The organism is Streptomyces sp. NPDC002935 (genome assembly GCF_040611295.1).
GTDB lineage: Bacteria > Actinomycetota > Actinomycetes > Streptomycetales > Streptomycetaceae > Streptomyces.
This window is the reverse complement of record NZ_JBEXNW010000036.1, coordinates 43,440-68,382: the sequence shown is the minus strand read 5'-3', so window position 1 is coordinate 68,382 and position 24,943 is coordinate 43,440. Positions and strand designations below refer to the sequence as shown.

At 70.1% G+C, this 24,943-nt stretch carries 24 protein-coding genes; 7 read left to right on the top strand and 17 right to left on the bottom strand.

Annotated features, from left to right (window positions below; all coding sequences use genetic code 11):
• Positions 1 to 105 precede the first annotated feature (105 nt).
• The 4 genes from ligA to ABZX90_RS35150 all read right to left on the bottom strand — a co-directional run bounded on the left by ligA (position 106) and on the right by ABZX90_RS35150 (position 4,671).
• Positions 106 to 2,301 (bottom strand): NAD-dependent DNA ligase LigA, encoded by a 2,196-nt coding sequence (gene ligA, locus ABZX90_RS35165; RefSeq protein ID WP_355211802.1) that lies wholly within the window; start codon positions 2,299 to 2,301, stop codon positions 106 to 108.
• 15 nt (positions 2,302 to 2,316) lie between these two features.
• Positions 2,317 to 3,324 carry a methionine synthase gene (locus ABZX90_RS35160; protein WP_351130711.1) on the bottom strand — a complete coding sequence of 336 codons (1,008 nt, stop codon included), beginning with the start codon at positions 3,322 to 3,324 and terminating at the stop codon, positions 2,317 to 2,319.
• 30 nt (positions 3,325 to 3,354) lie between these two features.
• On the bottom strand, positions 3,355 to 4,053 hold the full coding sequence (locus ABZX90_RS35155; RefSeq protein ID WP_351130712.1) for an SDR family oxidoreductase: 699 nt from the start codon (positions 4,051 to 4,053) through the stop codon (positions 3,355 to 3,357).
• A gap of 78 nt (positions 4,054 to 4,131) precedes the next feature.
• A complete protein-coding gene (locus ABZX90_RS35150; RefSeq protein ID WP_351130713.1) occupies positions 4,132 to 4,671 on the bottom strand; it encodes a TIGR00730 family Rossman fold protein in 540 nt (179 codons plus the stop codon).
• Positions 4,672 to 4,722: 51 nt separating this feature from the next.
• On the opposite strand from ABZX90_RS35150, the gene ABZX90_RS35145 reads away from it, so the two are divergent.
• Positions 4,723 to 5,046: a DUF427 domain-containing protein gene (locus ABZX90_RS35145; RefSeq protein WP_355211797.1), complete on the top strand. Its 324-nt coding sequence runs from the start codon at positions 4,723 to 4,725 to the stop codon at positions 5,044 to 5,046.
• A gap of 64 nt (positions 5,047 to 5,110) precedes the next feature.
• A complete protein-coding gene (locus ABZX90_RS35140) occupies positions 5,111 to 5,899 on the top strand; it encodes an alpha/beta hydrolase (protein ID WP_351130715.1) in 789 nt (262 codons plus the stop codon).
• A gap of 155 nt (positions 5,900 to 6,054) precedes the next feature.
• Here ABZX90_RS35140 and mnmA read toward each other — a convergent pair whose 3' ends face one another.
• Positions 6,055 to 7,176, bottom strand: coding sequence for a tRNA 2-thiouridine(34) synthase MnmA (gene mnmA / locus ABZX90_RS35135; protein ID WP_351130717.1), 1,122 nt, complete (start codon positions 7,174 to 7,176; stop codon positions 6,055 to 6,057).
• Positions 7,177 to 7,236: 60 nt separating this feature from the next.
• On the opposite strand from mnmA, the gene ABZX90_RS35130 reads away from it, so the two are divergent.
• Both ABZX90_RS35130 and ABZX90_RS35125 read left to right on the top strand, forming a co-directional pair.
• Positions 7,237 to 7,932 (top strand): N-acetylmuramoyl-L-alanine amidase, encoded by a 696-nt coding sequence (locus tag ABZX90_RS35130; protein WP_351130719.1) that lies wholly within the window; start codon positions 7,237 to 7,239, stop codon positions 7,930 to 7,932.
• A 261-nt stretch (positions 7,933 to 8,193) separates the two neighbouring features.
• Positions 8,194 to 9,705: a multicopper oxidase domain-containing protein gene (locus tag ABZX90_RS35125; protein ID WP_351130720.1), complete on the top strand. Its 1,512-nt coding sequence runs from the start codon at positions 8,194 to 8,196 to the stop codon at positions 9,703 to 9,705.
• 83 nt (positions 9,706 to 9,788) lie between these two features.
• Here ABZX90_RS35125 and ABZX90_RS35120 read toward each other — a convergent pair whose 3' ends face one another.
• From ABZX90_RS35120 to ABZX90_RS35110, 3 genes are all read right to left on the bottom strand, one after another.
• Positions 9,789 to 10,958 carry a cysteine desulfurase family protein gene (locus ABZX90_RS35120; RefSeq protein WP_355211792.1) on the bottom strand — a complete coding sequence of 390 codons (1,170 nt, stop codon included), beginning with the start codon at positions 10,956 to 10,958 and terminating at the stop codon, positions 9,789 to 9,791.
• Between the two features lie 143 nt (positions 10,959 to 11,101).
• Complete coding sequence (locus ABZX90_RS35115; RefSeq protein ID WP_351130785.1) at positions 11,102 to 11,314, bottom strand: DUF4190 domain-containing protein; 213 nt, start codon at positions 11,312 to 11,314, stop codon at positions 11,102 to 11,104.
• 240 nt (positions 11,315 to 11,554) lie between these two features.
• Complete coding sequence (locus ABZX90_RS35110) at positions 11,555 to 11,722, bottom strand: hypothetical protein (RefSeq protein ID WP_351130723.1); 168 nt, start codon at positions 11,720 to 11,722, stop codon at positions 11,555 to 11,557.
• 184 nt (positions 11,723 to 11,906) lie between these two features.
• Here ABZX90_RS35110 and ABZX90_RS35105 point away from each other — a divergent pair, with 184 nt between their 5' ends.
• Positions 11,907 to 12,533, top strand: coding sequence for a TetR family transcriptional regulator (locus ABZX90_RS35105; protein ID WP_351130724.1), 627 nt, complete (start codon positions 11,907 to 11,909; stop codon positions 12,531 to 12,533).
• 128 nt (positions 12,534 to 12,661) lie between these two features.
• Here the strand turns inward: ABZX90_RS35105 and ABZX90_RS35100 are convergent, their stop codons facing one another.
• Positions 12,662 to 13,030 (bottom strand): hypothetical protein, encoded by a 369-nt coding sequence (locus ABZX90_RS35100; protein WP_355211788.1) that lies wholly within the window; start codon positions 13,028 to 13,030, stop codon positions 12,662 to 12,664.
• A 134-nt stretch (positions 13,031 to 13,164) separates the two neighbouring features.
• On the bottom strand, positions 13,165 to 14,127 hold the full coding sequence (locus ABZX90_RS35095) for a YafY family protein (RefSeq protein ID WP_355211785.1): 963 nt from the start codon (positions 14,125 to 14,127) through the stop codon (positions 13,165 to 13,167).
• 102 nt (positions 14,128 to 14,229) lie between these two features.
• On the opposite strand from ABZX90_RS35095, the gene ABZX90_RS35090 reads away from it, so the two are divergent.
• Entirely contained in the window at positions 14,230 to 14,820 is a 591-nt protein-coding gene (locus ABZX90_RS35090; RefSeq protein WP_355211782.1) for a TIGR03086 family metal-binding protein, read from the top strand.
• Between the two features lie 332 nt (positions 14,821 to 15,152).
• On the opposite strand, the gene ABZX90_RS35085 is transcribed toward ABZX90_RS35090, so the two are convergent.
• Positions 15,153 to 16,013, bottom strand: coding sequence for a thioesterase family protein (locus ABZX90_RS35085; RefSeq protein ID WP_351130730.1), 861 nt, complete (start codon positions 16,011 to 16,013; stop codon positions 15,153 to 15,155).
• Positions 16,014 to 16,173: 160 nt separating this feature from the next.
• On the opposite strand from ABZX90_RS35085, the gene ABZX90_RS35080 reads away from it, so the two are divergent.
• On the top strand, positions 16,174 to 17,577 hold the full coding sequence (locus ABZX90_RS35080; protein WP_355211779.1) for an alpha/beta hydrolase-fold protein: 1,404 nt from the start codon (positions 16,174 to 16,176) through the stop codon (positions 17,575 to 17,577).
• Here the strand turns inward: ABZX90_RS35080 and ABZX90_RS35075 are convergent.
• The 6 genes from ABZX90_RS35075 to ABZX90_RS35050 form a co-directional block, all read right to left on the bottom strand.
• On the bottom strand, positions 17,477 to 18,142 hold the full coding sequence (locus ABZX90_RS35075; protein WP_351130732.1) for a trimeric intracellular cation channel family protein: 666 nt from the start codon (positions 18,140 to 18,142) through the stop codon (positions 17,477 to 17,479). The two genes, ABZX90_RS35080 and ABZX90_RS35075, sit on opposite strands and share 101 nt — an antisense overlap.
• A gap of 47 nt (positions 18,143 to 18,189) precedes the next feature.
• Complete coding sequence (locus ABZX90_RS35070) at positions 18,190 to 19,581, bottom strand: M1 family metallopeptidase (RefSeq protein ID WP_351130733.1); 1,392 nt, start codon at positions 19,579 to 19,581, stop codon at positions 18,190 to 18,192.
• A gap of 106 nt (positions 19,582 to 19,687) precedes the next feature.
• Entirely contained in the window at positions 19,688 to 20,932 is a 1,245-nt protein-coding gene (locus tag ABZX90_RS35065) for a dipeptide ABC transporter ATP-binding protein (RefSeq protein ID WP_351130787.1), read from the bottom strand.
• A gap of 35 nt (positions 20,933 to 20,967) precedes the next feature.
• On the bottom strand, positions 20,968 to 22,065 hold the full coding sequence (locus ABZX90_RS35060; RefSeq protein ID WP_351130734.1) for an ABC transporter ATP-binding protein: 1,098 nt from the start codon (positions 22,063 to 22,065) through the stop codon (positions 20,968 to 20,970).
• Positions 22,062 to 23,069: an ABC transporter permease gene (locus ABZX90_RS35055; protein WP_351130735.1), complete on the bottom strand. Its 1,008-nt coding sequence runs from the start codon at positions 23,067 to 23,069 to the stop codon at positions 22,062 to 22,064. Before ABZX90_RS35055 ends, ABZX90_RS35060 begins: the two co-directional genes overlap by 4 nt.
• A gap of 72 nt (positions 23,070 to 23,141) precedes the next feature.
• Positions 23,142 to 24,893: an ABC transporter substrate-binding protein gene (locus ABZX90_RS35050; RefSeq protein WP_351130736.1), complete on the bottom strand. Its 1,752-nt coding sequence runs from the start codon at positions 24,891 to 24,893 to the stop codon at positions 23,142 to 23,144.
• Between the last annotated feature and the right edge of the window lie 50 nt (positions 24,894 to 24,943).

Here is a 24,943-nt window from a genome sequence, read left to right as displayed (position 1 = left end):
TAGGCCGCAGAAGGCTTCCACGGGCAGCGGTCGTCGACGGTCGCCCGAATGCGACCTGGCCACCCGTATGCAACTGATATGCGCCGAACGGGTGGTCTTCAACCGCTATTCCTCGATGGGGAGCGCGACGTCCGCCGCCGCGTCCGGTCCTTGTCCGAGCAGGACGGCGAAGCCCTCCTCGTTCAGGACCGGAACCTTCAGCTGCATCGCCTTGTCGTACTTCGAGCCAGGATTGTCACCCACCACGACGAAGGATGTCTTCTTCGAAACAGAACCGGTCACTTTTGCTCCACGGCTCTGCAGTTCCTCCTTCGCGCCGTCCCGCGTGTGGTGTTCGAGCGTTCCTGTGACCACGACGGTCAGTCCCTCGAGCGGGCGGGGCCCCTCGTCCTCGCCGGAACCCTCGTCCTCCAGCCGGACGCCTGCGGCCTTCCACTTGCGGAGGATCTCCTGGTGCCACTCCTCGGCGAACCACTCCTTGACCGCCGCGGCCACGATCGGGCCGACGCCGTCGGTGTTCTTCAGTTCCTCCTCGGTGGCGGCTTCGATGCGGTCGATCGAGCGAAAGGCACGGGCGAGCGCCTCGGCCGCGACCGGGCCGACATGCCGGATGGACAGTCCGTTGAGGAAGCGCGCCAACGGGCGCTGCTTGGCGGCCTCGATGTTCTCCAGCAGGGAGAGGGTGTTCTTCTTGGGCTCGCCCTTCTGGTTGGCGAAGACCGTGGCGATCTTCTCCTCACCGGTCTTCGGGTCACGCTTGGGCAGACCGCTGTCCTGGTCGAGGACGTATGCCCTGATGGGCAGCAGCTTCTCCCTCGTCAGGCCGAACAGGTCGCCCTCGTCGGCCAGTGGCGGGTCGGCCGGCTCCAGCGGGCGGGTGAGGGCGGCCGCCGCCACGTCGCCGAAGTGCTCGATGTCCAGGCACTCCCGGCCCGCGAGGTAGGAGACGCGCTCTCTCAACTGGGCCGGGCAGGCGCGGGCGTTGGGGCAGCGCAGGTCGATGTCGCCCTCCTTCATGGGCCGCAGCGCCGTCCCGCACTCGGGGCACTCGGCCGGCATCACGAACTCCCGCTCGCTGCCGTCGCGCAGGTCGACGACCGGGCCGAGGATCTCCGGGATGACGTCACCGGCCTTGCGCAGCACCACCGTGTCCCCGATGAGGACGCCCTTGGCCTTCACCACGTCCTGGTTGTGCAGGGTGGCGAACTCGACCTCGGAGCCCGCCACCGTGACCGGCTCGACCTGGGCGTACGGCGTGACCCGGCCCGTACGGCCCACCCCGACACGGATGTTGACGAGCTTGGTGTTGACCTCCTCGGGCGCGTACTTCCAGGCGATCGCCCAGCGCGGTGCGCGCGCGGTGGAGCCCAGCCTGCCCTGGAGGGGGATCTCGTCGAGCTTGACGACCACCCCGTCGATCTCGTGCTCCACGGAGTGGCGGTTCTCGCCGTAGTACGCGATGAACTCCCGTACGCCGTCGAGGTCGTCGACCACCTTGGCGTACCGCGTGGTCGGCAGCCCCCACATGTGCAGCAGGCCGTACGCCTCGGAGAGACGGCCGAGGCCCTCGAAGCCCTCCAGGGCGCCGATGCCGTGGACGACCATGTGGAGCGGCAGCGTCGCCGTGACCTTGGGATCCTTCTGGCGCAGCGAACCGGCCGCGGAGTTCCGGGGGTTGGCGTACGGCTTCTCCCCCGCCGCCAGGCGACGTGCGTTGAGGCCCTCGAACGCCTCCATCGGGAAGTAGACCTCGCCGCGGATCTCGACGAGCCCGGGGACGTGATCGCCCTTCAGCCGGTGCGGGATCTCCGCGATCGTCATGACGTTGGGCGTGATGTCCTCGCCGGTCCGGCCGGTGCCCCGGGTGGCCGCGCGGGTGAGCCTGCCGTCCTCGTACGTCAGGTTCACGGCGAGGCCGTCGACCTTGAGCTCGCACAGGAAGTGGTAGTCGGACGAACCCACGTCCTTGGCCACTCGGTCGGCCCAGGCGGCGAGCCCCGCGTCGTCGAAGACGTTGTCGAGGGAGAGCATGCGCTCGCGGTGCTCGACCTCGGCACGGTCGGTCTCGTACTCGACGGCGACCTTCTGGGTCGGCGAGTCCGGCGTCCGCAGCTCGGGGTACTCGTCCTCCAGCGCCTCCAGGGAGCGCAGGAGCGTGTCGAACTCCCCGTCGCTGATGACGGGAGCGTCCTTCGCGTAGTACCGGACGCGGTGCTCCTCGATCTGCCCGGCGAGCTGCGCGTGCCTCTCCCGTGCCTCGGCGGGTACCGATGTGGGCTCTGCGTGCTGTTCGCCGGCCACCGTTGTGTCCTCCCGTTACTCAGGGTTGTCCGCGAGGGATCTCGCCGCCCGGACGCAGTGGGCCAACGCCTTGCGCGCGAAGTCGGGGGAAGCCCCCGCGAGTCCGCACGACGGAGTGAGCGTGACCGCCTCCGCGAGAAGACCCGGACGCAGCCCCAGCCTGCGCCACAGCGTCCTGACACCCATGACGCTACCGGCAGGGTCCGACAATGGGACGTCCACGCCGGGGACGACACCGGCGAACAGCCGCGTACCGCCTTCGACCGCTTCCCCGATCGCATCGTCGTCACGCTCGGTGAGGAGCGAGAAGTCGAAGGAGATCGCCGAAACGCCCGCCCGGCGCAACAGGGCGAAAGGGACGTCCGGCGCGCAGGAGTGGACCACGACGGGACCGCCCCCGTGCACCCCGACGACGTCCCGGAGCGTGGCCTCGGCGACCTGTCGGTCCACGGCGCGGTTGGTTCGGTAGCCGCTGGCGGTCGGCACCTGGCCGCGGAGCACGGCGACGAGGGAGGGTTCGTCGAGCTGCAGGACGATCTCGGCCCCGGGGATCCGCCGGCGTACGTCTTCGAGGTGGGTGCGCAGTCCCTCGGCGAGCGAGCCGGCGAGGTCCCGGCAGGCGCCCGGGTCGGAGAGGGCGGACTCGCCGTTCCTCAGCTCCAGTGCGGCGGCGAGGGTCCAGGGACCGACCGCCTGCACCTTCAGCGGGCCCTCGTACCCCTGGGTGAACTCCTCCAGGGCGTCGAGGTCCTCGCCCAGCCACGACCTGGCCCGCTTGGTGTCCCGGCCCGGCCGGTCCCCGAACCGCCAGCCGCTGGGCTCCACGCGCGCGTACAGCTCGACGAGCATCCCCGCGGTCCGGCCGATCATGTCCGCCCCAGGCCCCCGCGCGGGCAGTTCGGCGAGGAACGGGAAGTCGTCGAGGGAACCGATGACGGTCTTCGCGGCCTCCCGCGCGTCACCGCCCGGCATGGACCCGACCCCGGTGGCGGAACCGAACCTGAACTCGCTGTTTTCGCTCACCCCGGAAGCGTACGTAATTCCTGGGGGAGGTCAGCCGCCCGGGCGCACCGTCAGGTCGTTGACCTCGGCGTCCCGCGGCAGGTCGAGCGCCATCACGATCGTCGTCGCCACCGACTCGGGGTCGATCCACTTCGCCGCGTCGTACTCCTTGCCCTCCTGCTGGTGGACCTTGGCCTGCATGGGGCTGGCGGTGCGGCCGGGGTAGACGGAGGTCACCCTGACCCCGGCCGCGTGCTCCTCGTGGCGCAGGGAGTCCGCGAGGGCCTTCAGACCGTGCTTGGAGGCAGCGTAGGCAGACCAGTCGGCGTGGGCGGTCAGGCCCGCGCCGGAGTTCACGAAGACCACGTGTCCCTGGGCGAGGCGGAGCTGGGGCAGGAAGTGGCGGGTCAGCTCGGCGGGGGCGATCAGGTTGACGTTGAGCTGGTGGCGCCAGGTCTTCGGGGTCAGTTCGCCGACCGGGCCGAGGTCGACCACGCCGGCGATGTGCAGCAGGGAGTCGACGCGGCCGGGAAGTGTCTGGTGCGAGAACGCCCACGAGAGCTTGTCGGGGTCCGCCAGGTCGCCGACCAGGGTCTTCGCCCCGGGGAACGCGGCGGCCAGTTCCTTCGCGCGGCCCGCGTCGCGCGCGTGGAGCACGAGCTCGTCCCCGCGCGCGTGCAGACGGCGGGCGACGGCCGCGCCGATGCCGGAACCGGCCCCGGTGATCACATGTGTAGCCATGGACGCCATGCTCGCATCACCGGGTACCGGCCTCGAACCGGGTGCCGGCGCGTCACCGGACACCGGCGCTCGCGGGGCGCCGACGCCTCACAGGGTGCCGACGCTCTCCTCCAGGTAGGCCAGCGCGCCCACCGGCTCCTCGGCGAAGAACACCAGGTCGGTGAGCGGGCGCGGCAGGAAGCCTTCGGCGTCCATCCGGTGGAACTGTTCCTTGAGTCCGTCGTAGAAGCCGGCCGTGTTGAGCAGGACCACCGGCTTCTCGGTCTTCCCGTGCTTCTTCAGCTCCAGGATCTCGGTCGCCTCGTCGAGGGTCCCGGTGCCGCCGACCATGACGACGACCGCGTCGGCCTTCGCCAGGAGCAGTGCCTTGCGCTCGGCCAGGTCCCGGGCGACGACCATCTCGTCGGCGCCCGTGCGGGCCTTGGCGGCCAGGAAGTCCACGGAGACGCCCACCAGTCGCCCGCCCGTCTCCTGCACGCCGTCGGCGACCACCTTCATGAGCCCGACGTCGGAGCCTCCCCACACCAGGGTGTGCCCGCCCTTGCCGAGGAGTTCGGCGAACTCCCGCGCGGGGCGCGTGTAGCGGTCGTCGAGGTCGGCGGCGGAGAGGAAGACGCAGATGTTCATGACTTCACCGTACGCGGGAACGATTCGGGGCTCGCGAGCGCTTTCCCTGGTATGGCTGAAGGACACACGATCACCATCGAGCAAGGCACACAGCGCGTCCGCGTCGTGCACGGCGGCCAGGTCCTGGCGGAGAGCGACCGCCCTCTGGTGCTGCGCGAGACCGGCTGTCCGGTGCGTTACTACCTCCCGCCCGAGGATGTCCGCCTGGACCTGCTGACACCCTCCGACACCCACACGTACTGCCCCTTCAAGGGCACCGCGTCCTACTGGTCGCGTCCCGACGCGGCCGATGTGGTGTGGGCCTATCCCGACCCCAAGCCCGATGTCGCCGAGATCAGGGACCACCTCTGCTTCTACGAGGCCGACGTGTCCTGACTTCCGGGCGGACACGGGCGTGGTGACGCGATGAGTTCCCGGTCGCCCGGCAGTCTCTACAGGTATGGACAAGAAGACCATCTCGCGCGACGGGACCCCCATCGCGTACGAACGCTTCGGTGACGGCCCGACGGTCGTCCTGGTCGGCGGCGCCATGTGCACGGGTGCCACGCTGGCGCCTCTCGCGGAGGCTCTGTCGGACCGTTTCGGCGCCATCACCTACGACCGGCGGGGTCGCGGCGACAGCGGCGACACCGCGCCCTTCTCGGTGGCCCGGGAGGTCGAGGACATCGCGGCCCTGATCGAGGCCTCCGGGGGCGGCAGCGCGGCACTGTACGGCATCTCGTCGGGCGGCGCGCTGGCCCTGGAGGCGACGGCGAGCGGGCTGCCCGTCCGCGAAGTCGCCGTCTACGAGACGCCGTTCGCCGTCGCCGAAAAGGCCGGCAAGGAGCGCGCCGAGTACACCGAGCGGCTGACCGAGCTGCTCGGCCAGGACCGGCGCGGGGACGCGGTGGAATTGTTCCTGACCCTCGTGGGCACGCCCCCGGAGATGATCTCCGGAGTGCGCATGTCCCACGCCTGGCCCGGCATGGAGGCCATCGCGCCGACCCTGGCGTACGACAACGCCGCGATGGGCGACAGCCAGGTGCCCCGCGCGCGGCTGGCGGGCGTCACCGTGCCGGTGCTGTCGATCGCGGGCGACGCGAGCCCCGCGTGGATGCGCGAGGCGGCGCGGACCGTCGCGGCGGCGGCGCCGGACGGCTCGTACCGCACGCTGGAGGGGCAGACCCACATGGTGGATCCGCAGGTGCTCGCACCGGTGCTGGCGGAGTTCTTCGGGACGAACGGCTAGACACCGGACGAAGGGCCGCCCTCGACACGCCCCCCATCCGACCCGGGGCCGTCCTCGACACGCCCACCACCCGACGCAGGGCCGTCCTGGGCGCGGCCCCCATCCGACACCGGGCCGTCCTGGGCGCGGCGACAGGGCCCCGTCCGGGGCAGGTCCTAGACGTCCGCCGTCGCGCGCGTCGTCGCCGCGATCGTCGCCGAACCCACCACGCGCGTGCCTTCGTACAGCACGATCGCCTGGCCCGGGGCCACGCCGCGGACCGGCTCGGTGAAACGGACCTCCAGGGAGCCGTCGACCAGTTCGGCGTTCACCTCGGTCTCGCCGCCGTGGGCGCGGAGCTGGGCGGTGTAGACGCCGGGGCCCGTCGGGGCCGCGCCGCACCAGCGGGGCTTGACGGCGCTCAGGGCGGACACGTCCAGGGAGGCGGCCGGGCCGACCGTCACCGTGTTGTTCACCGGCGAGATGTCGAGGACGTAGCGCGGCTTGCCGTCGGCGGCCGGGGTGCCGATGCGCAGCCCCTTGCGCTGTCCGATCGTGAAGCCGTACGCGCCTTCGTGGGTGCCGAGCCTGGCACCGGACTCGTCGACGATGTCGCCCTCGGACTTGCCGAGCCGGCCCGCGAGGAAGCCCTGGGTGTCGCCGTCGGCGATGAAGCAGATGTCGTGCGAGTCCGGCTTCTTGGCGACGGCCAGGCCCCTGCGCTCGGCCTCGGCGCGGATCTCGTCCTTGGTGGTGACCGTGTCGCCGAGCGGGAACAGCGCGTGGGCGAGCTGGCGGTCGTCGAGGACACCGAGGACGTACGACTGGTCCTTGGCCATGTCGGAGGCGCGGTGCAGCTCGCGGGTGCCGTCCTCCTGGACGATCACCTGTGCGTAGTGACCGGTGCAGACCGCGTCGAAGCCGAGCGCGAGCGCCTTGTCGAGCAGGGCGGCGAACTTGATCTTCTCGTTGCAGCGCAGGCAGGGGTTCGGGGTGCGGCCCGCCTCGTACTCGGCGATGAAGTCCTCGACCACGTCCTCGCGGAACCGCTCGGCGAGGTCCCAGACGTAGAACGGGATGCCGATGACGTCGGCCGCCCGGCGGGCGTCGCGTGAGTCCTCGATGGTGCAACAGCCGCGCGCGCCGGTCCGGAACGATTGCGGGTTCGCCGAGAGGGCGAGGTGCACGCCCGTCACATCGTGCCCGGCCTCGGCGGCGCGGGCGGCGGCTACGGCGGAGTCGACTCCGCCCGACATGGCGGCGAGGACGCGGAGGGGGCGCTGCGAGGTGTCAGTCATAACCCCTCCAGAGTACGGGGCCGCGGGAACCGGAGCCCGCGAGTATCCGTTGAAGATCGCATGGGGGAGAAAAAGGCGAAGCCACGGGGCCGCGGAGCCGGGGCGGGAGCCAAGGACGCGGACCAGCCGGTCGGGCGCCGGGTGCTGCTCATCGGTGGTGCGGTGGCCGCCGTGAGCGCGGCCGGGATCGCCCGGGAGAAGCTGTCGCACCTGTGGTGGCGGCTGCCGGGTGTGGAGAAGTCGCGGGTCGCGGGGGCGGTGGACTTCCGCGGCGCGCAGTGGGTGGCGGCCTCGGCGGCGAACTGGCGGCGGGCCGACCGTCCCGACGACTACTCGATAGACCGGGTGGTCATCCATGTCACCCAGGGCAGCTTCGCGAGCGCGGTGAGGGTGTTCCAGGACCCGGGACACAAAGCGGCCGCGCACTACATCGTCCGCAAGGACGGTCATGTCACCCAGATGATCCGCGAGCTGGACGTGGCGTTCCACGCGGGCAACCGCGAGTACAACGAGCGCAGTGTCGGCATCGAGCACGAGGGCTTCGTCGATCGGGCCTCGTCGTTCACGGACACGATGTACGAGGCCTCGGCACGGCTGACGGCCGGGATATGCGGCCGGTACGACATCCCCGTGGACCGGGATCACATCATCGGGCACGTGGAGGTACCGGGCACCGACCACACGGATCCCGGACGCCACTGGGACTGGGACCGGTACATACGGCTCGTACGACGGGCGCGCACAACCGACGCGTAGCTGCGGGAGAGCGCTTGCGCAGTGCGGTCACAGGCGCCGACGCCGAGGGCCCAGAGCGCCGAATCGTGATGCTGTGAGATACGTCCGGGACGCGCGTGTCCGTTGCGTCCCGTACCGCCACCGTGACCAGTGGGACGCCAACTCCCCTTCTCCACAGGGAAGTTGATCCTGAATTAAAGTCACCGCTTTTCACAGCGCGGAAGGCGTTCTCCTAAATCAGCCTCACTCGGTGCACAGCCCTTGGGTCGAGAGTCCACGGCCATGACGCACTCCACGCAGCCCGCTTCCGGCGCGGGCAAGGACAAGGGCCGGTCCAGGACCAAGGGCATGCACCGCCGCAGGTTCCTCGGCGGGATGGCGGGGGCGGGCCTCGCGGCGGTGACCGCGGGCGGCACCGCCATCGCTCTGCTGACGAACGCGACACAGAACAAGGCGCACGCGGCGGGCACCACGCTGACCATCCCCGATCTCCTGGAGGGAACCACCTCGGACGGCACCACGACGTACACCCTGGAGGCGAAGACGGGCACCAGCGAGGTGCTCAGCGGCGTGACCAGCACGACCGCGGGCTACAACCAGTCGTTCCTCGGCCCCACCATGAGGTGGACCTCCGGAGACACCGTCCTGCTGAACATCACCAACAGCCTCACCGAGGACACCACCGTCCACTTCCACGGCGCGCATGTTCCGCCGAGCATGGACGGCGGCCCGCAGAACGCCTTCGCCTCGGGGAAGACCTGGTCCCCCACCTTCACGGTCAAGGACGAGGCCAAGACGCTCTGGTACCACCCGCACGCCCTGGGCACCACGGCCGAGCAGGCCACCCACGGACTGGCGGGCATGATCATCGTCGAGGACGACTCCGAGGCGTCCGCGGCCCTGCCCAGCACCTATGGCACCGACGACATCCCGATCATCCTGCAGTGTCTGGCCACCGACAGCGCCGGAGAGGTCAAGTACGACCTGACCGGCTACCTCAGCAACGGCCTGAGCTTCCCTCTTCTGTGCAACGGCACGAACGTCGACGACACCACGCTCTCCTTCACCGCCACCAAGAAGCGCACCCGCTTCCGGCTGCTCAACGCCTCACCGTCGGACATCATCACCGTCCAGCGCGGCGACGGCGGGACTCTCACCCAGATAGCCACCGACCAGGGGTATCTGACCGAGGCCACCGAGGTGGCGTCGATCCGGCTGGTGGCGGGCGCGCGCGCCGAGTTCGTGATGGAGCTCAGCGAGGCGGTCACCCTGGAGGCGGTGGTGACGACGGGCTGGGTGCGCGGCGGCAGCGGCACCTACGAGTTCCTGACCGTCACTCCGGACGCTTCGGACACCCCCGAGGACCTGCCGGCCCTCAACACCATCACCCGGTACGACACCACCGACTTCACCGCCCGGACGATCACGCTCGGACAGAGCGGCACCTCGATGACGATCAACGGCTCCGTGGGAACGAGCATGTCCTCGATGGCGATGATCAGCACCACGTTGGGCGCCGAGGAGGTGTGGACGGTCAAGAACGGCACACAGCTCGAACACTCGTTCCATCTGCATGATGTGCCGTTCCAGCTGATCTCCATCAACGGGGAGGATCCGACGGGCGTCCAGCTGGGCTGGTACGACACGTTCGAGGTGGTCGGCGGCGGCACGATCAAGATCGCCATGAAGTTCACCGACTTCGCGGACGACACCTATATGTACATGCTCCATTGCCATCTGCTCCAGCACGAGGACGAGGGCATGATGGCTTCCCTCATGGTGACGGAGAGCTAGGGCGCCTCCGGCGGATCATGCCGGAGACGCGGGGCCGGGCAGGCCCTGGGGCCTGCCCGGTACGGCGAGCGGGCGCGGCGGTGTCAGGTGAGGCCCGCCCTGCGCGCCCGCTCCACCGCCGGGCCGATCGCCCGTGTCACCGCAGCGACGTCCGCCTCCGTGGAGGTGTGGCCGAGCGAGAAGCGCAGGGTGCCCCGGGCGAGGTCCGGGTCGGTGCCGGTGGCGAGGAGGACATGGCTCGGCTGGGCCACGCCCGCCGTGCACGCGGACCCGGTGGAGCACTCGATGCCCTGGGCGTCGAGCAGGAGGAGCAGCGAGTCGCCCTCGCAGCCCGGGAACGTGAAGTGGGCGTTGGCGGGCAGCCGGCCGCCGGGTGCGGGGTCACCGCCGAGGATCGCGTCGGGCACCGCCTTGAGGACGGCATCGACCAGGTCGTCACGCAGCGCGCCGATCTCCCGGGCGAACGACTCCCGCTGCTCGGCGGCCAGCCGCCCGGCGACCGCGAAGGACGCGACCGCGGGCACGTCGAGCGTGCCGGAGCGGACATGGCGCTCCTGACCGCCGCCGTGCAGCACGGGCACCGGGCTGTACTCGCGGCCGAGAAGCAGTGCGCCGATCCCGTAGGGACCGCCGATCTTGTGGCCGGACACCGTCATCGCGGCGAGGCCCGAGGCACCGAAGTCGACGGGGATCTGGCCGAAGGCCTGAACGGCGTCGGCGTGCAGCGGGATGTCGAACTCGGCCGCGACGTCGGCCAGTTCACGGACCGGCATGACGGTGCCGATCTCGTTGTTGGCCCACATGACCGTGGCGAGGGCGACGTCGTCGGGGTTGCGGGCGATGGCCTCGCGCAGGGCGTCGGGGTGGACACGGCCGTACGCGTCGACAGCCAGGTACTCGACGGTGGCGCCCTCGTGCTCGCCGAGCCAGTGGACGGCGTCGAGGACCGCGTGGTGCTCGACGGGGCTCGCGAGAACGCGGGTACGGGCCGGGTCGGCGTCTCTGCGGGACCAGTACATGCCCTTCACCGCGAGGTTGTCGGCCTCGGTGCCGCCGGAGGTGAGCACCACCTCGCTCGGGCGGGCGCCGAGGGCGTCCGCAAGGGTCTCGCGGGCTTCCTCGACCGTCCGCCGGGCAGCGCGGCCGGCGGAGTGGAGGGAGGAGGCGTTGCCCGTGACGCCCAGTTGGGCGGTCAGAGCCTCTACTGCCTCGGGAAGCATGGGGGTGGTCGCGGCGTGGTCGAGGTAAGCCATGGTGGGCTCGATTCTACGGGCCCGCTCTCCCTCTGCCTCGGCCCCCACCGGCGCGGCCGCCCGCCCCGGCTCGCGCACGGGGTCGCGGCACGCTCCCCGGCACCACGCCCGGGCCTATGAACGGATCGACGAGCGGATCCGCCTCAGAAGCTCCAGGACACCGTGCTGTCGAACTGCATGACCGCGACCAGGACGACCAGGTCGGCGATTCCCAGGCCGAGGCCGAGGAAGGCGCGGCCCCGGCGGGCCGTGCCGCGCCAGAGGGCGACGGAGGCGAGGGCGATGGCGATGGGGCCCAGGAAGACGTTCAGCACCAGCAGGCCGACAAGGCCGAGGATGAAGGCGGCCACGGCCATGCCGTCCGCGTCCCCGACGGCGGTCCGGCGCGGGGCGCGGGCGGCCTCGGTGGTGCGAGCGGTGCGGGCGGCTTCGTCGGCACGAACGGTGCCAGGGGTGCGGGTGGTGTGAGTGGTGCCCATAGTGCGAGTCGTGCCGGTGGTGCTCGTGGTGAGTTCCATGACGTGAGTCAGCTCCCAACGGTCAGTCGGTGAAGGTGTGGGACCAACGGCCGGTCGGCAAAGGTGCGGGACCACCGGTCAGTTGGCGGAGGGGTGACGCCTGCGGGCGGTGCGCTCGCGCAGCGCGAACACGACCAGCCAGACGCCGATGACGGCCGCGGCGACGAGGGTGACGGGCAGCGGCGCGTGGGCCACCGACCCCATGACGACGCCGAGCAGCAGGAGTGCGGCGACGAGGAACAGCATGAGATGCCTCTCGAAGAAGTCTCGAAGTCCGGTCCCGGACGGTCCGGTGCCTCGACGGTGAGGTACGGATGTTTCCGGGACTTGACGACTCAGTGAACGGTTGTAGTAACACTTGTTCACTGACTTTTGAGTCTAGCGCGCTCACGGCTTTAAAAATCCAGAGAACAGTTGTTAACTGCATGGCATGAGTCACACTCTCGGCATCCGCCAGGCGCAGAAGCAGAAAACCCGACAGGCCCTGCTGGACGCGGCGTTGGGGCTTCTGGAGGATCAGAGCCTGAGCAGCCTGGGTCTGCGCGAGGTCACCCGCGCCGTCGGAGTCGCCCCGACCGCCTTCTACCGGCACTTCCGCTCGACGGCGGATCTCGGCGTGGCCCTGGTCGAGGAGGCGCTCGGCAGCCTGCACCCGATGATCGAGGACACGGTGTCCGCTGCCGGCGACAGCGACGAGCGCATCGCCCGCGCCGTGGAACTGATCGTCCACCACGTCGGCACGCACCCGGCGCACGTCCGCTTCATCGCGCGCGAGCGGCACGGCGGGGTCCAGCCGGTGCGGGACGCGATCCGCGAGCAACTGGCGCGGTTCGCCGAGGAGGTGAAGGACGCGCTGGCCGAGCATCCCGAGTCGCGGGGGTGGAGCGACGACGATCTGCTGATGCTCGCGGGCCTGTATGTCGACCACATGCTGATGGCGGCCTCGGCGTTCCTGGAGGCGCTGGACGGCTCCGAGGCGGAGCGCGAGCGGGTGGCCCGGATGGCGAGCCGTCAGATGCGGCTGATCAGCATCGGCCGCCGCCACTGGCTCGGCTGACCACGCCGGGCGGCGGAGCCAGGGCGGCGGCACAGGGCGGGCGCACCGCCCTGGACCGTCGTACGTCGTACGTTGCCTTCGTACGTCGTACGTCGTACGTCGTGCGAAGGCACGCTCTTCTCGATACGTCAGCCCTGCGCGGCCGACTGCCCCTGCCCCTGCCCCTGTCCCATCTGGCCGCCGCCGGGGCCACCACAGCCGCCCTGGCCGCCGCCCATGCCGCCGCCGGGAGCACCGCTCGGCATGCCCGAGGGGTTGCCGGAGGGGGCCTTCCCGGTGGGCATGCCCGAGGGGGCGCCGGACCGCGAGGGCATGCCCGAGGGGGCGCCGCTGGGGCGTCCGGAGGCGCCGCTCGGCATCCCGGACGGGCGCGTGCAGTTCTGCCCGTCGGAGGTCTTGCTGTTCGAGGACGACGCGTCACCGGAGCCGCAGGCCGCCAGCAGGGGCGAGAGCGCGAGGAGGGCGACGACGGGGACGAGTCGTGCACGACGGTTCATGGGGTAACTCCCAGTCAAGTCACGTGGACCGGTTGAGAAAAGCCGGACGAGCGGGGGGCCAGCGCACCAGATCCACGTAGGGCCGCGCTGTGCCGAAGCTGTGCCTTCCTGTGCGCCGCCGGTCGGAGCCGGGCTCAACCCCCCTCGTACACCGCGCTGATGGCGGCCGCCGTCGCGGCCAGCTCCTCCCGTACCTCGGCCGGCGCGAGGACCTCCACCGCGTCCCCGAAGGCCAGCAGCGTGCGGGCCTCACGGACCGAGCCGTGGGAAAGGCGCGCGGTCACCCACTCGCTCGCGCCGTCGTCCTCGGGCAGCTCCGCGAGGGTGGCCGCGTTGAGGCGGACGAACATGTCGAGGCGGGAACGCCGTACCCGAACCGTGACATCGAGAGCCCCTGGCCGCTCCTCGACCTGGCGGCGCAACACCTCCCAGACGTCGGCGAGTTCGACACCGGGGCGGCGCCGCACCGGGTCCGGCAGGAGCGTGGCCGCGTGGACCCGGTCGGCCCGGAACAGCCGCGGATCACCGCGCCGGTCGGCGACCAGGTACCAGACACCGGCCTTGGAGACGAGCCCGTACGGGTCGACCGTGTACGTACGCGTTTCGGTGTCCCCGCCGTGCCGGTAGCGCAGCCGCACCCGGCGGTCGGTGAAGACCGCGTCCTGCAGCACGTCCAGGTCGACGGCGCGCTGGGGCCCGCCCTTCCACCGTGTGGCATCGACGAGGACGCGTCGGCTGGTGACCTCGGCGGCCGGCCGGAAGGGCGCGGGGAGCGCTGCCATCACCTTGCGCAGCGCGGAACCGAGCGCCGCGTCGAGGCCGAGCGCGGCGTGCGCGCCCTGGGCGGCCAGGATGAACAGCGCACGGGACTCGTCCGCCGTCAGTCCCGTGACGTCCGTACGGAATCCGGCGAGCAGCTCGATGCCGCCGTGCCGCCCGCGTTCGGCGTAGACCGGGACGCCTGAGGCGGACAGTGCCTCGATGTCCCGGTAGATGGTGCGCACCGACACCTCCAGGCGGTCGGCGAGTTCGTGCGCCGGGACGCGGCCACGGGTCTGGAGCAGCAGCAGGATCGAGAGCAGACGGTCGGACTTCACAGGGTCAGGATCGCGCCCGCCGAAGGCCGCCGCAAATGTTGACGGAGTCTGTCAGGTTATGCGGCGAGGGTGAGGGCACACCGAGACACGGAAGAGGTAGTCATGAACGCCATGGACCCCCGCCCCCTGTACGCCCGAGCCGCCGAGCAGATCGCGTCGCTGATCGGAACCGTTCGGCCGGAGCAACTGGACGGTGCCACTCCGTGCACCGATTTCGACGTACGCGTGTTGCTGTCGCACATGGTCGGCGGCACCCGGCGGATCGCCGTGATCGGGGCGGGCGGCGACGGGCTCGCGGTGCGGCCGTTCGCGGAAGGCGTGCCGGACGACGGCTGGAGCGCCGCGTACGACGAGGCCGGGGCGCGGGCCCGCGCGGGGTGGGCGGACGACGCCCGGCTGGACGCGCTGGTGCGGGTGCCCTGGGGTGAGGCTCCTGGGCGCATCGCCCTCGCCGGGTATGTCATGGAGGCCGTCACGCACAGCTGGGACCTCTCCGAGGCTCTGGGGCGACCGCTCGAACTCGACCCGGAACTGGCCGAGTTCGCGCTCGCGATCGCCGGCCGCGTGCTGCCGGACGAGGGGCGCGAGGACCCCGAGCTGCCCTTCGGTTCGGTGGTGCCTGCCCCCGAAGGGGCCGACGCCTACGAGCGGCTGGCGGCCTGGATGGGCCGTCGGCCGCTGGTGACCGTCTGACGGGCCGGCACGCCACCACCGAGGGCCTGCCGGATCACCGGCGGGGCCGGGTGCCGCCGGAGGCCGGACGCCGGAAGCGGTGACCGGTCGCCGGAGCCGCACCCGCACCCGCACCCGCACCCGCACGAACCCGCCGGACGCGGGCGTCGGATCGGCGGAGCCGCGCCGCCGCGAACCACCCGGCTCGGGTCGCCGGTCAGCAGGGCCGCGCCCGCGCGGACCGCAGCGCCCGGACGGCGGGCCGAGGGAGCCGCGCCGTCACGAACCACCGGGCCCGGACGGCGGGCCGGTGGAGCCGCACCCGCACGAATCACCCGGCCCGTGGTGACGGGTCAGCGGAGGCGGGCTCGGGCGAGTTGCCGGGACTGTGCGACCAGTCGGTCGGCGGTGTCCCAAACCTCCGCGTCCTCCTCCAGGAAGCCCCCGGCGAGGTTGCGGGTGGTGATCGACACGCGCAGCGGGCCGGGCGCCGGGCGGGCGCGCACGTGCACGGTCAGCTCGACGGTCGGCACCCAGCCGGACAGGCCGATCTCGAAGGCCGTCGGCGGCAGCGCGTCGACCGCGAGGAGCAGCGAGAGCGGGTCCGCGTCACGGCCGTCGGCGAGTCCGAACCAGGACCGCATCTCGCCCTTCCCGGAGGGCGCGCCGAGCGCCCAGCCGAGGGTCGCGGGGTCGAGCTTGAGGAACAGCCGGTCGGTGATCGCCGAGCTGCCGGGGATCGGGGCCGGCGCGTCCTGCGGACCGAAGCACTGATCCATGGGCGGGATCGCGGGCGGCACCGCGGTCGTCCGGACGTCGTCGGGCAGGGTGTCGAGGTCGCCGTAGGAGGCGAGCACGCGGATCCGCTCGATCTCGCGGCCCTCGTCGTCGAACTGGAACAGGGACGCCTGTCCGGTCGACACCGTCCGGCCGGTGCGTACGACGTCCGTGCGGACGACCGCGGGGCCCGGCTGGGACGCGGTCAGATAGTGCGCGGAGATCGTGAACGGGTCGGAGTGCGGGAGGGCGTGGGCGAGCGCGCGGCCGAGGACGGCCAGCAGGTAGCCGCCGTTGACGGCGTTGATGATCGTCCACCCGGCGGAGAGGTCGACGTCGTAGACGCCGTCCTCGCGCGGAGTGACGGTCGTGTCCCGGTCGAACTCGCTGTCGCCGATCGTGGCCCGTACGGCCTGTACCGAAGCTGCTTCTGGCATACGTGAACGGTACAACAGGAAATTACTAAGCGGTAGCTTTCATCATTTCCGGCACATGAACACCCCGCCACCCCACCTAACGGGTGAGGATTCGGCAATTTCTTGTCAAGTGTCCGCAATCACCCGTGACCAATCGGTCCGGCTTCTCCTCTGAATGGACATGAGCCTCACCGGGACGCCGTTCCTCCTGACCGCGATCGCGCTGTGCGCCGTCGCCCTCGTGCTGCCCCTGGTCCTGTGGTCCCGCGTGCGCGGACCGGCGCCCGTGCGGGGCGCGGCCCGGCTCCTGATGCTGCTGTTCGCCCAGGGCACGGCGATCAGCCTGGTGTTCATCCTCGTGAACAACGCCAACAGCCTGTACGACGACTGGGCCGACCTCCTGGGCACCGGCGACCACGTCCAGCAGGCCGTCGACCTCGGCTCGGACGGCACCGGAGGGATCGCGCTGGAGCGCCTGCCCAAGGTGCGGCAGACCTTCCGGCAGGCCGACGGGCCGCGTATGCGGCGGGCCGGCGGGGTGCGCGTCACCGAGCTCAGGGGGCGGGTGTCGGGGGTGAACGCGGAGGTCTACGTCTGGCTGCCGCCGCAGTACGACGAACCCGCCTACCGCCACCGGAGGTTCCCCGTCGTGGAGCTGCTGCCGGGCCATCCCGGCTCGGCGAAGGCGTGGTTCGGATCGCTCAAGGTGCACGAGCAGTTGCTGCCGATGATGCGTGACGGGCGGGTCGCGCCGTTCATCCTGGTCGCGCCGCGCACCAACCTGCTGGCCCGCGCGGACACCGGCTGCGCGAACATCCCGGGCACGGTGAACGCGGAGAGCTGGCTCAGCATCGACGTACCGAGGATGGTCACGGACAACTTCCGTGCCGTGGCCGCGCCGGACGGCTGGGCGACGGCCGGGTACTCGGCCGGGGCGCACTGCGCCACCAAGCTGGCCGTCGCCCACCCGGACCGCTACCGGGCCGCGGTGAGCATGTCCGGCTACAACGACCCCAAGGGCGAACGCAGTTCACTCGCCGGACGGAACCCGGACCTGCGCCGACGGAACAATCCCTATCTGATGCTGCGCGCCGACCGCGTCCCGCCCCGGATCGCGCTCTACTTCTCCGGCGAGTCCGGCGACGGCTATCAGGCGGGCGCGGCGATCCAGACGATCGCGAGGCCGCCGACGAGCGTGGACGTGGTGCTGCTGCCGCGCAGCGCGGGCGGCCACGACATGGGGCTGTGGCGGCCGCAGTTGCCGGAGGTGTTCCTCTGGCTGACCCAGCGGTTCGACACGGGGACGGCCGGCACCGGGAGCACGGCGGGCACCGCCGACCTGGCCGACCCGACGGGCACGTCCGCCCTGGTCGACACGGCAGACGCGGCGAGCACGGCGAAGACCGCCGGCCCGGCGGCCTTGTCCGGCGCCGCCGGCACGGGCAGCCCCGACGGCACTCCCGGCAGCGACGGCGCGGGCCGGGTCAGGGGGTCTCTTCCTCCCTCACCGTCGAGCGGCGGTTCCACGCGCGCGGAGCCCGCCAGTGGTAGCGCATCGCGAACAGACGCAGCACGAAGGCCGTGACGACGGCGAGGCCGCTGGTGAACGGGGTGAGCACGTCGTAGCGGATGCAGAGCACGACCATCGTGGCGCCGACGATCGCGGGCACCGCGTAGAGGTCGCGGTCCCAGCGCAGCAGCGAGGGCACCTCGTTGGCGAGGACGTCCCGCAGCACACCGCCGCCCACGGCCGTCGCGAGGCCGAGGGCGGCGGAGGCGGTCAGGCCGAGCCCGTAGTCGTACGCCTTCACGGTGCCGGTGACACAGAACAGTCCGAGCCCGGCCGCGTCGAAGACGTTCACGCCGACCTGGATGCGCTCCACCTGCGGGTGCAGGAAGAACACGAGCAGGGCGGCGACGATCGGCGTGGTGAAGTACCCCAGGTCGGTGAAGGCGGCCGGGGGTACGGCGCCGATGATGATGTCGCGCAGCAGCCCTCCGCCCAGCGCGGTGATCTCCGCGAGGACGGCGATGCCGAAGACGTCGAAATTCTTTCGGACGGCCAGCAGAGCGCCGGAGATCGCGAAGACGAAGATGCCGATCAGGTCGAGCGTGTGCTGGACGGAGGGGTTGAACAGATGCTGGAACACCCCCACATTCTCACCTGTCGCGGGGTGTGCGCCTTACGAAGGAAGGTCTAGAGGGTGGGCTTGCCTGTGGTGAACAGCCAGGTCTGGAAGAGGTCGTCGAGCTGTCGGCCGGAGATCCGCTCGGCGAGGGCGATGAAGTCGGCGGTGCTGGCGTTGCCGTACCTGTGCAGCTTCGTCCACGCGGGGAGCAGCTTGAAGAAGGCGGTGTCGCCGATGCGTTCGCGCAGCATCTGGAGCGTCATCGCGCCGCGCTGGTAGACCGCCGAGGCGAACATCGTGTCCCGCTGCGGATCGGCGACCGTGATCTGCCAGAAGGCGGCGTCCGCGGGCCGCGCGGTGTACCCGGCGACGAACGAGTCGTGCGCCGAGCGGATGCCCTTGTGCTCGGACCACAGCCACTGGGCGTAGGTCGCGAAGCCCTCGTTCAGCCAGATGTCCTTCCAGCGCTCCACCGAGACGGAGTCGCCGAACCACTGGTGGGCCAGCTCGTGCACGATGGTCGACTCCGAGCGCACCGCCGAGTACGCGGGCTTCGACTGCACCTCCAGCGAGAATCCCGCCTGCGGCATGTCGTCGACGATCGCGCCGGTCTCCTCGAACGGGTACGGGCCGAAGACCTGCGACCAGTAGTCGGTGGCCTCGGCCGTGACGCCGTACACGTCGACGCTGTTGCTGTTCGCGAGCACCGGGTCGACGGCGACGTAGATCGGTGTCCCGGCGGGGGTCACGCCGGTCTTCACGTCGAACTTCCCGATGGTCGCCGTCGCGAGGTAGGTGGCCATGGGCCTGCTCTCGCGCCAGTGCGCGACGGTGCTGCCGCCCCGGTCGCGGGTCGATATCAGACGTCCGTTGGAGACCGCCGTCAGGCCCTTGGGCGTGGTGATGCGGATGTCGTAGGTCGCCTTGTCGGCCGGGTGGTCGCTGGAGGGGAACCAGGTGGAGGCCGCGTTGGGCTCGCAGGCCACGAAGACGCCGTCGGGGGTCTTCATCCACCCGTAGTCGGAGCCGAACACGATCGGGCCGTTCAGCGCTTCGGGGACTCCGCCGTAGGTGACGGTCACCGTGAAGGTCTTGCCCTTGGCCAGCACACCGCGCGGGGTGATGTGGATCTCGTCGCCCTCCCGCGTGAAGTGGGCCCGTCTGCCGTTCACTTCGACCTTGGTGACATCCAGCTTCTGGAGGTCCAGGTCGAAGGCGGAGAGGCTCTGGGTGGCGCGGGCGGTGAGGGTCGTACGACCGTCGAGGCGGTCGGTGTCCGGGTTGTACGCCACGTCGAGGGCGTAGTGGCGGGCGTCGAAGCCGCCGTTGCCGAGCTGGGGGAAGTAGGCGTCACCGATGCCGTCGGCGCCCGGGGTGGGGGCGGAGGAGGCGGCGATGAGACAGAAGGAGGCCATCGCGGTCGCGAGAGCCCCTAAACGTGCCGAACGGGAGAGTGCCATCAGCGTCCCTTTCGTACGTGTGCCGATCATTTCCGATCAGACGGACACGCAGGACTCTGCACTCTCCCGTTCGAGCATGCTCATGACTTTGCCAAGTCGTCATGGCCTACTTGCCGGTTGACTCCTGACGATCGGCTTCCGCATCCGCGGAGTCCGACGCCGCGGAGTCCGACGCGGAGCCGGCCTCGCCGGTCTCCTCACCGGTGGCGGCGACCTCGGCCGGAGCCTTGCCCGACACCTCGGCGGAGTCCACGGCGGAGACCAGCTCCACCGCTTCCCGCGCCGCCGACAGCAGGACGATGTCCTGCGGCGCCTGGTCCGCGGCGTTCTCCGGGTGGTGGCAGGCGACCTGCTGGCCGGGCTTCAGCTCGATGAGCGGCGGCTCGGTCGTCTTGCAGATCTGCGTGGCCTTCCAGCACCGGGTGTGGAAGCGGCATCCGCTCGGCGGGGCGATCGGCGAGGGCACGTCGCCCTTGAGCAGGATCCGCTCGCTCTTGTTGCCCCGGCGCTTGGGGTCCGGCACCGGCACGGCCGACATCAGGGCCTTGGTGTACGGGTGCATCGGCGCCTCGTACAGCGAGGTGCGGTCGGCGAGCTCGACGATCTTGCCGAGGTACATCACCGCGATGCGGTCCGAGACATGGCGCACGACCGAGAGGTCGTGGGCGATGATCACGTACGTCAGACCGAGCTCGGACTGCAGGTCGTCCATCAGGTTCACGACCTGCGCCTGGATCGACACGTCGAGCGCCGAGACCGGCTCGTCCGCCACGACCAGCTTCGGCTTCAGGGCGAGCGCGCGGGCGATGCCGATGCGCTGGCGCTGACCGCCGGAGAACTCGTGCGGGTAGCGGTTGTAGTGCTCGGGGCTCAGACCCACCAGCTCCAGGAGCCGCTGGACCTCCTTCTTCACACCGCCCTCGGGCTCCACGCCCTGGAGCCGGAACGGCGCCGAGACGATCGAGCCGATGGTGTGACGGGGGTTCAGCGACCCGTACGGGTCCTGGAAGATCATCTGGATGTCGCGGCGCAGCGGACGCATCTTCGAAGCGCTGAGCCGGGTGATGTCCTGGCCCTCGAACTCGATGCTGCCGCCGGTCGGGTCCTGGAGACGGGTGATGACCCGGCCCATGGTCGACTTGCCGCAGCCGGACTCGCCGACGACGCCGAGCGTCTCGCCCTTGCGGACCTCGAAGTCGATGCCGTCGACCGCCTTGACCGCGCCGACCTGACGCTGGAGAACGCCCTTCCGGATGGGGAAGTGCTTCTGCAGCCCCTGGACCCGGAGCAGGACCTCGCGGTTCTCCGAGGACTTCGCGCGGTGCTCGGGAGCCCCCGCCTGCTGCGGGATCACCGCGCCCCCGCCGTCCGTCTTGTTCGTCTCAGTCACAGCTTCGGCGCAATCTCTTCGGTCCAGATCCGCGTGCGGTCCTCCTGCGAGAGGTGGCAGGCGGTGTAGTGGCCGCTGCCGATCAGCTGCAGTTCGGGGCGCACGGTGCGGGTGACATCGCCCTTGGGCAGGTCCGCGTACGGGCAGCGCGGGTGGAAGGCGCAGCCCGAGGGGACGTTGATGAGGCTCGGCGGCTGGCCCTTGACCGGGATGAGCCGGTCGGAGGTCTCGCGGTCGATACGGGGCATCGAGCCGAGCAGACCCCAGGTGTAGGGGTGCTGCGGCTGCTCGAAGATCCGGTCGACGGAGCCGCGCTCCACGCACCGGCCGCCGTACATCACCAGCACCTCGTCGGCGATCTCGGCCACCACACCCAGGTCGTGGGTGATGAGGACGACCGCGGAGCCGAACTCCTTCTGCAGATCGCGGATGAGGTCGAGGATCTGCGCCTGGACGGTGACGTCGAGGGCGGTCGTCGGCTCGTCGGCGATGAGCAGCTCGGGGTTGTTGACGAGCGCCATGGCGATCATCGCGCGCTGCCGCATACCGCCGGAGAACTCGTGCGGGTAGCTGTCGGCGCGCTTGGCCGGCTCGGGGATACCGACCCGGTCGAGCATCTCGATCGCCCTCTTGCGGGCGGTCTTCTTGTCGACCTTGTGGTGCGTGCGGTACGCCTCCACGATCTGGTTGCCGATCGTGTAGTACGGGTGCATCGCGGACAGCGGGTCCTGGAAGATCATCGCCATCTCGCGGCCGCGGAGCTTGCGCACCTCGTCCGGGTCGGCGTTCACCAGTTCCTGGCCGTCCAGCCAGATCTCGCCCGACATCTGGACGTTCTTGCCGCGCGCGCCGAGCCGGTGCAGGCCCATGATCGCCAGCGAGGTGACGGACTTGCCGGAGCCCGACTCGCCCACGATGCAGAGGGTCTTGCCCTTCTCCACCGAGAAGCTGAGCCCGTCGACGGACTTGACCAGACCGTCGTCGGTCGGGAAGTGCACCTTGAGGTCACGCACTTCGAGGAACGACTTGGGCGCGTTCGAGGGTGAGGAGACGGGCTCGCCGAGCGCGGCGCCGGTCTTGGAAAGTTCGGTCATGAGAGCCTCACCCGCGGGTCGGCGGCCGCGTACAGCATGTCCACCAGAAGGTTCGCCACGACGACGAAGAACGCGGCGAGAAGAGTCACGCCGAGGATTTTCGGCAGGTCGTTGTCGGTGATGCCCTGCACCGCGTACTGCCCGATGCCGTGCAGCGAGAACACGGTCTCGGTGATCACGGCACCGCCGAGCAGCAGACCGAGGTCCATGCCGAAGACGGTGATGATCGGGGTGAGAGCAGCGCGCAGTCCGTGCCGGACCACGACCTTGCTCTCGCGCAGGCCCTTGGCGCGGGCCGTGCGGATGAAGTCCTCGTTCATCGTCTCCAGCATGCCCGAGCGGGTGAGCCGCGCGTAGATGGCGGAGTACAGGAGCGCGAGAGAACACCACGCTGGGAAGAGGGTGTTGGCCCACTGCGCGGGGTTCTCGGTGAGCGGGACGTAGGTGCGGCCGAAGATCGGCCACTGGTAGGTGAAGAGCAGCAGCGCCAGGTTGCCCGTGAAGAACATGGGCAGCGAGACACCGGCGAGCGCGACGCCCATGAAGGTGCGGTCGAAGATCGAGCGCGGCTTGAGCGCGGAGACCACGCCGATCGCCACACCGGACACGAGCCACATCACCGCGGCACCCGCGGCCAGCGAGAGAGTCACCGGAAGGCGGGACGTGAGGTCCGGCCAGATCGCCTGGTGGGTCTTGAAGGAGTACCCGAAGCACGGCGCGTCACAGTGCACCGTGGTGGGGCCCAGGTCATAGGTAGCGCCGCTGACGATCCCCTTGATGAAGTGCCAGTACTGGACGTAGACGGGCTGGTCCAGACCGAGGTTGTGCTTGACCGCGAGGATGTCGGCCTTCGACGGGCTCTTCCCGATGTATTGCTGCGCGAGCTGGTCGGCGGTCTGGCCGGCCAGTCTTGGCAGCAGGAAGAAGATGGCGAAGGTGACCGCGGAGACGACCAGGAGCAGGATCGCTGCCGCTGCCGTCCGACGGAGGATGTACGAGATCACGGGGATCGGCGCTGGTGCCCGCGGGCCGCTAAGCCCGCGGGCACCAATGCCTTCACCTGCCTTCCGGGGCTGCTACTTCTTCGTGGTGCCGATGTTGAGGTAGTCGTACTGACCGCTGAAGGCCGCCGTGGAGACCAGGTTGGTCGCGTACTGCGGGCGGGCCAGCAGAACCTTGAAGTAGGTCAGCGGCACGAGGACGGCGTCGTCCATGGTCTTCTTGTCGATCTCGGTGTACAGGCCGTTGCGCGCGGCGTTGTCCTGCGTACCGATCGCCTTCTCGAGGAGGGCGTTGACGTCCTTGTTGTCGTACTGCGACAGGTTGGTGTTACCCGAGTCGCCGATCGCGGAGCCGTTCAGGATCTGCTGCAGGAAGCCGTAGCCGGAGGGCCAGTCGGCACCCCACTGCATCATGATCAGGCCGATGTTCTGCTTCTCGGTGAACTTCGGGACACCCGCGTAGTCGGTGAAGTACTTGCCCGACGGGTACTGCTTCAGGGTGGCGTTGATGCCGGCCTTCTTCAGCGAGGCGATGATCGCGGTGGCCGCGTCGATCTCCTGCGGACGGTCGCTGCGCGCCGAGATGTTGGTGCTGATCGTCGACTTGCCGCAGGCCTTCAGCTGGTCCTTGGCCTTGGCCGCGTCACCCTTGCTGTCGGTGGAGGCATAGACGTCCGACTTGGCGTAGCCCGGGATGTCCGGCGGGAGAACCGTGGAGGCGATGTCGCCACGGATCGGGCCGCCCTCGGCGGTCTGCACCGAGACCTTGTCGATCGCGAACTGCACGGCCTTGCGGCACGCGACGTTGTTGAACGGCTTCACCTTGGTGTTGATCGCCATGTAGACGAGACGGCCACCGTAGGTGTTGTCGGTGTTGGCCTTCTTGTCGGCCGAGCTGAGCACCTGGGCCTGGGTCGCGGCCTGGACACCGCCACCACCGAGGTCGATCGCGTCGCCCGCGAGGACGTCCTTGTCGATCGTCTCGGCGTTGACCTTCAGGTTCACGACGATCCTGTCCGGGTACTGCTTGCGCAGCGGGTCGGACTTCGCGTCCCAGTTCTCGTTGCGCACGAGGACGGCCTGCTTGCCGTCGGCGTAGCTGTCGAACTTGTACGAGCCCGAGGACACGATGTTCTTGACGTAGTCGACGCCGTTGTCCTTGGCCTGCGGGACCGGAGCCGTCTGCGGCGAGGCGACCAGGTAGTCGAACTCCTGGAACGCGGTCTTCAGGTGGAAGACAACCGTGGTGTCGTCCGGGGTCTCGATGGAGGAGAGGCCCTTGCCGCTCTTGTCCTTGTACGGACCCTTGTACTTGTCGCCGCCCACGAGGAACTGCTGGAAGTAGTTCGGGCCGAGGGAGAGCACGTCACGCGCGAAGTTGGAGCGCTCGACCGCGTACTTGACGTCCTTGGACGTGATCGCGGTGCCGTCCTGGTACTTCAGACCCGTACGCAGCTTGTACGTCCAGGTCTTGCCACCGTCGCTCGGGACACCCGCACTGGCCGCGAGGTCCGGGACAAGGGTGTTGCCCTTCTCGCCGGCGCCGGGCTGGAACGTCATCAACGGGCGGGCGTACAGCCGGCTGAGGTTGTACATGTACGCGTAGTACGTGTTGCCCGGGTCGAAGGAGTCCGGGACATCGGAGTACTCGTACGTAACCGTGCCCCCCTTCTTCGTGGAGGCGTTGACGACGTCCTTGGTCGCTGCGTTGGCCCCAGCTGATTTGGTGGTGTCGTCGTTCTTGTTGTCATCGGCCTTGCTGCAGCCTGCAACGAGCAGGCTGGCGGAGCCGATGGCCGCAATAGCGGCCAGCGCTGACCTTCGCATGATGGGCGGGTTCCCCTCCATTGTCGGAAACTTGATGGTCTCTCGGTGTG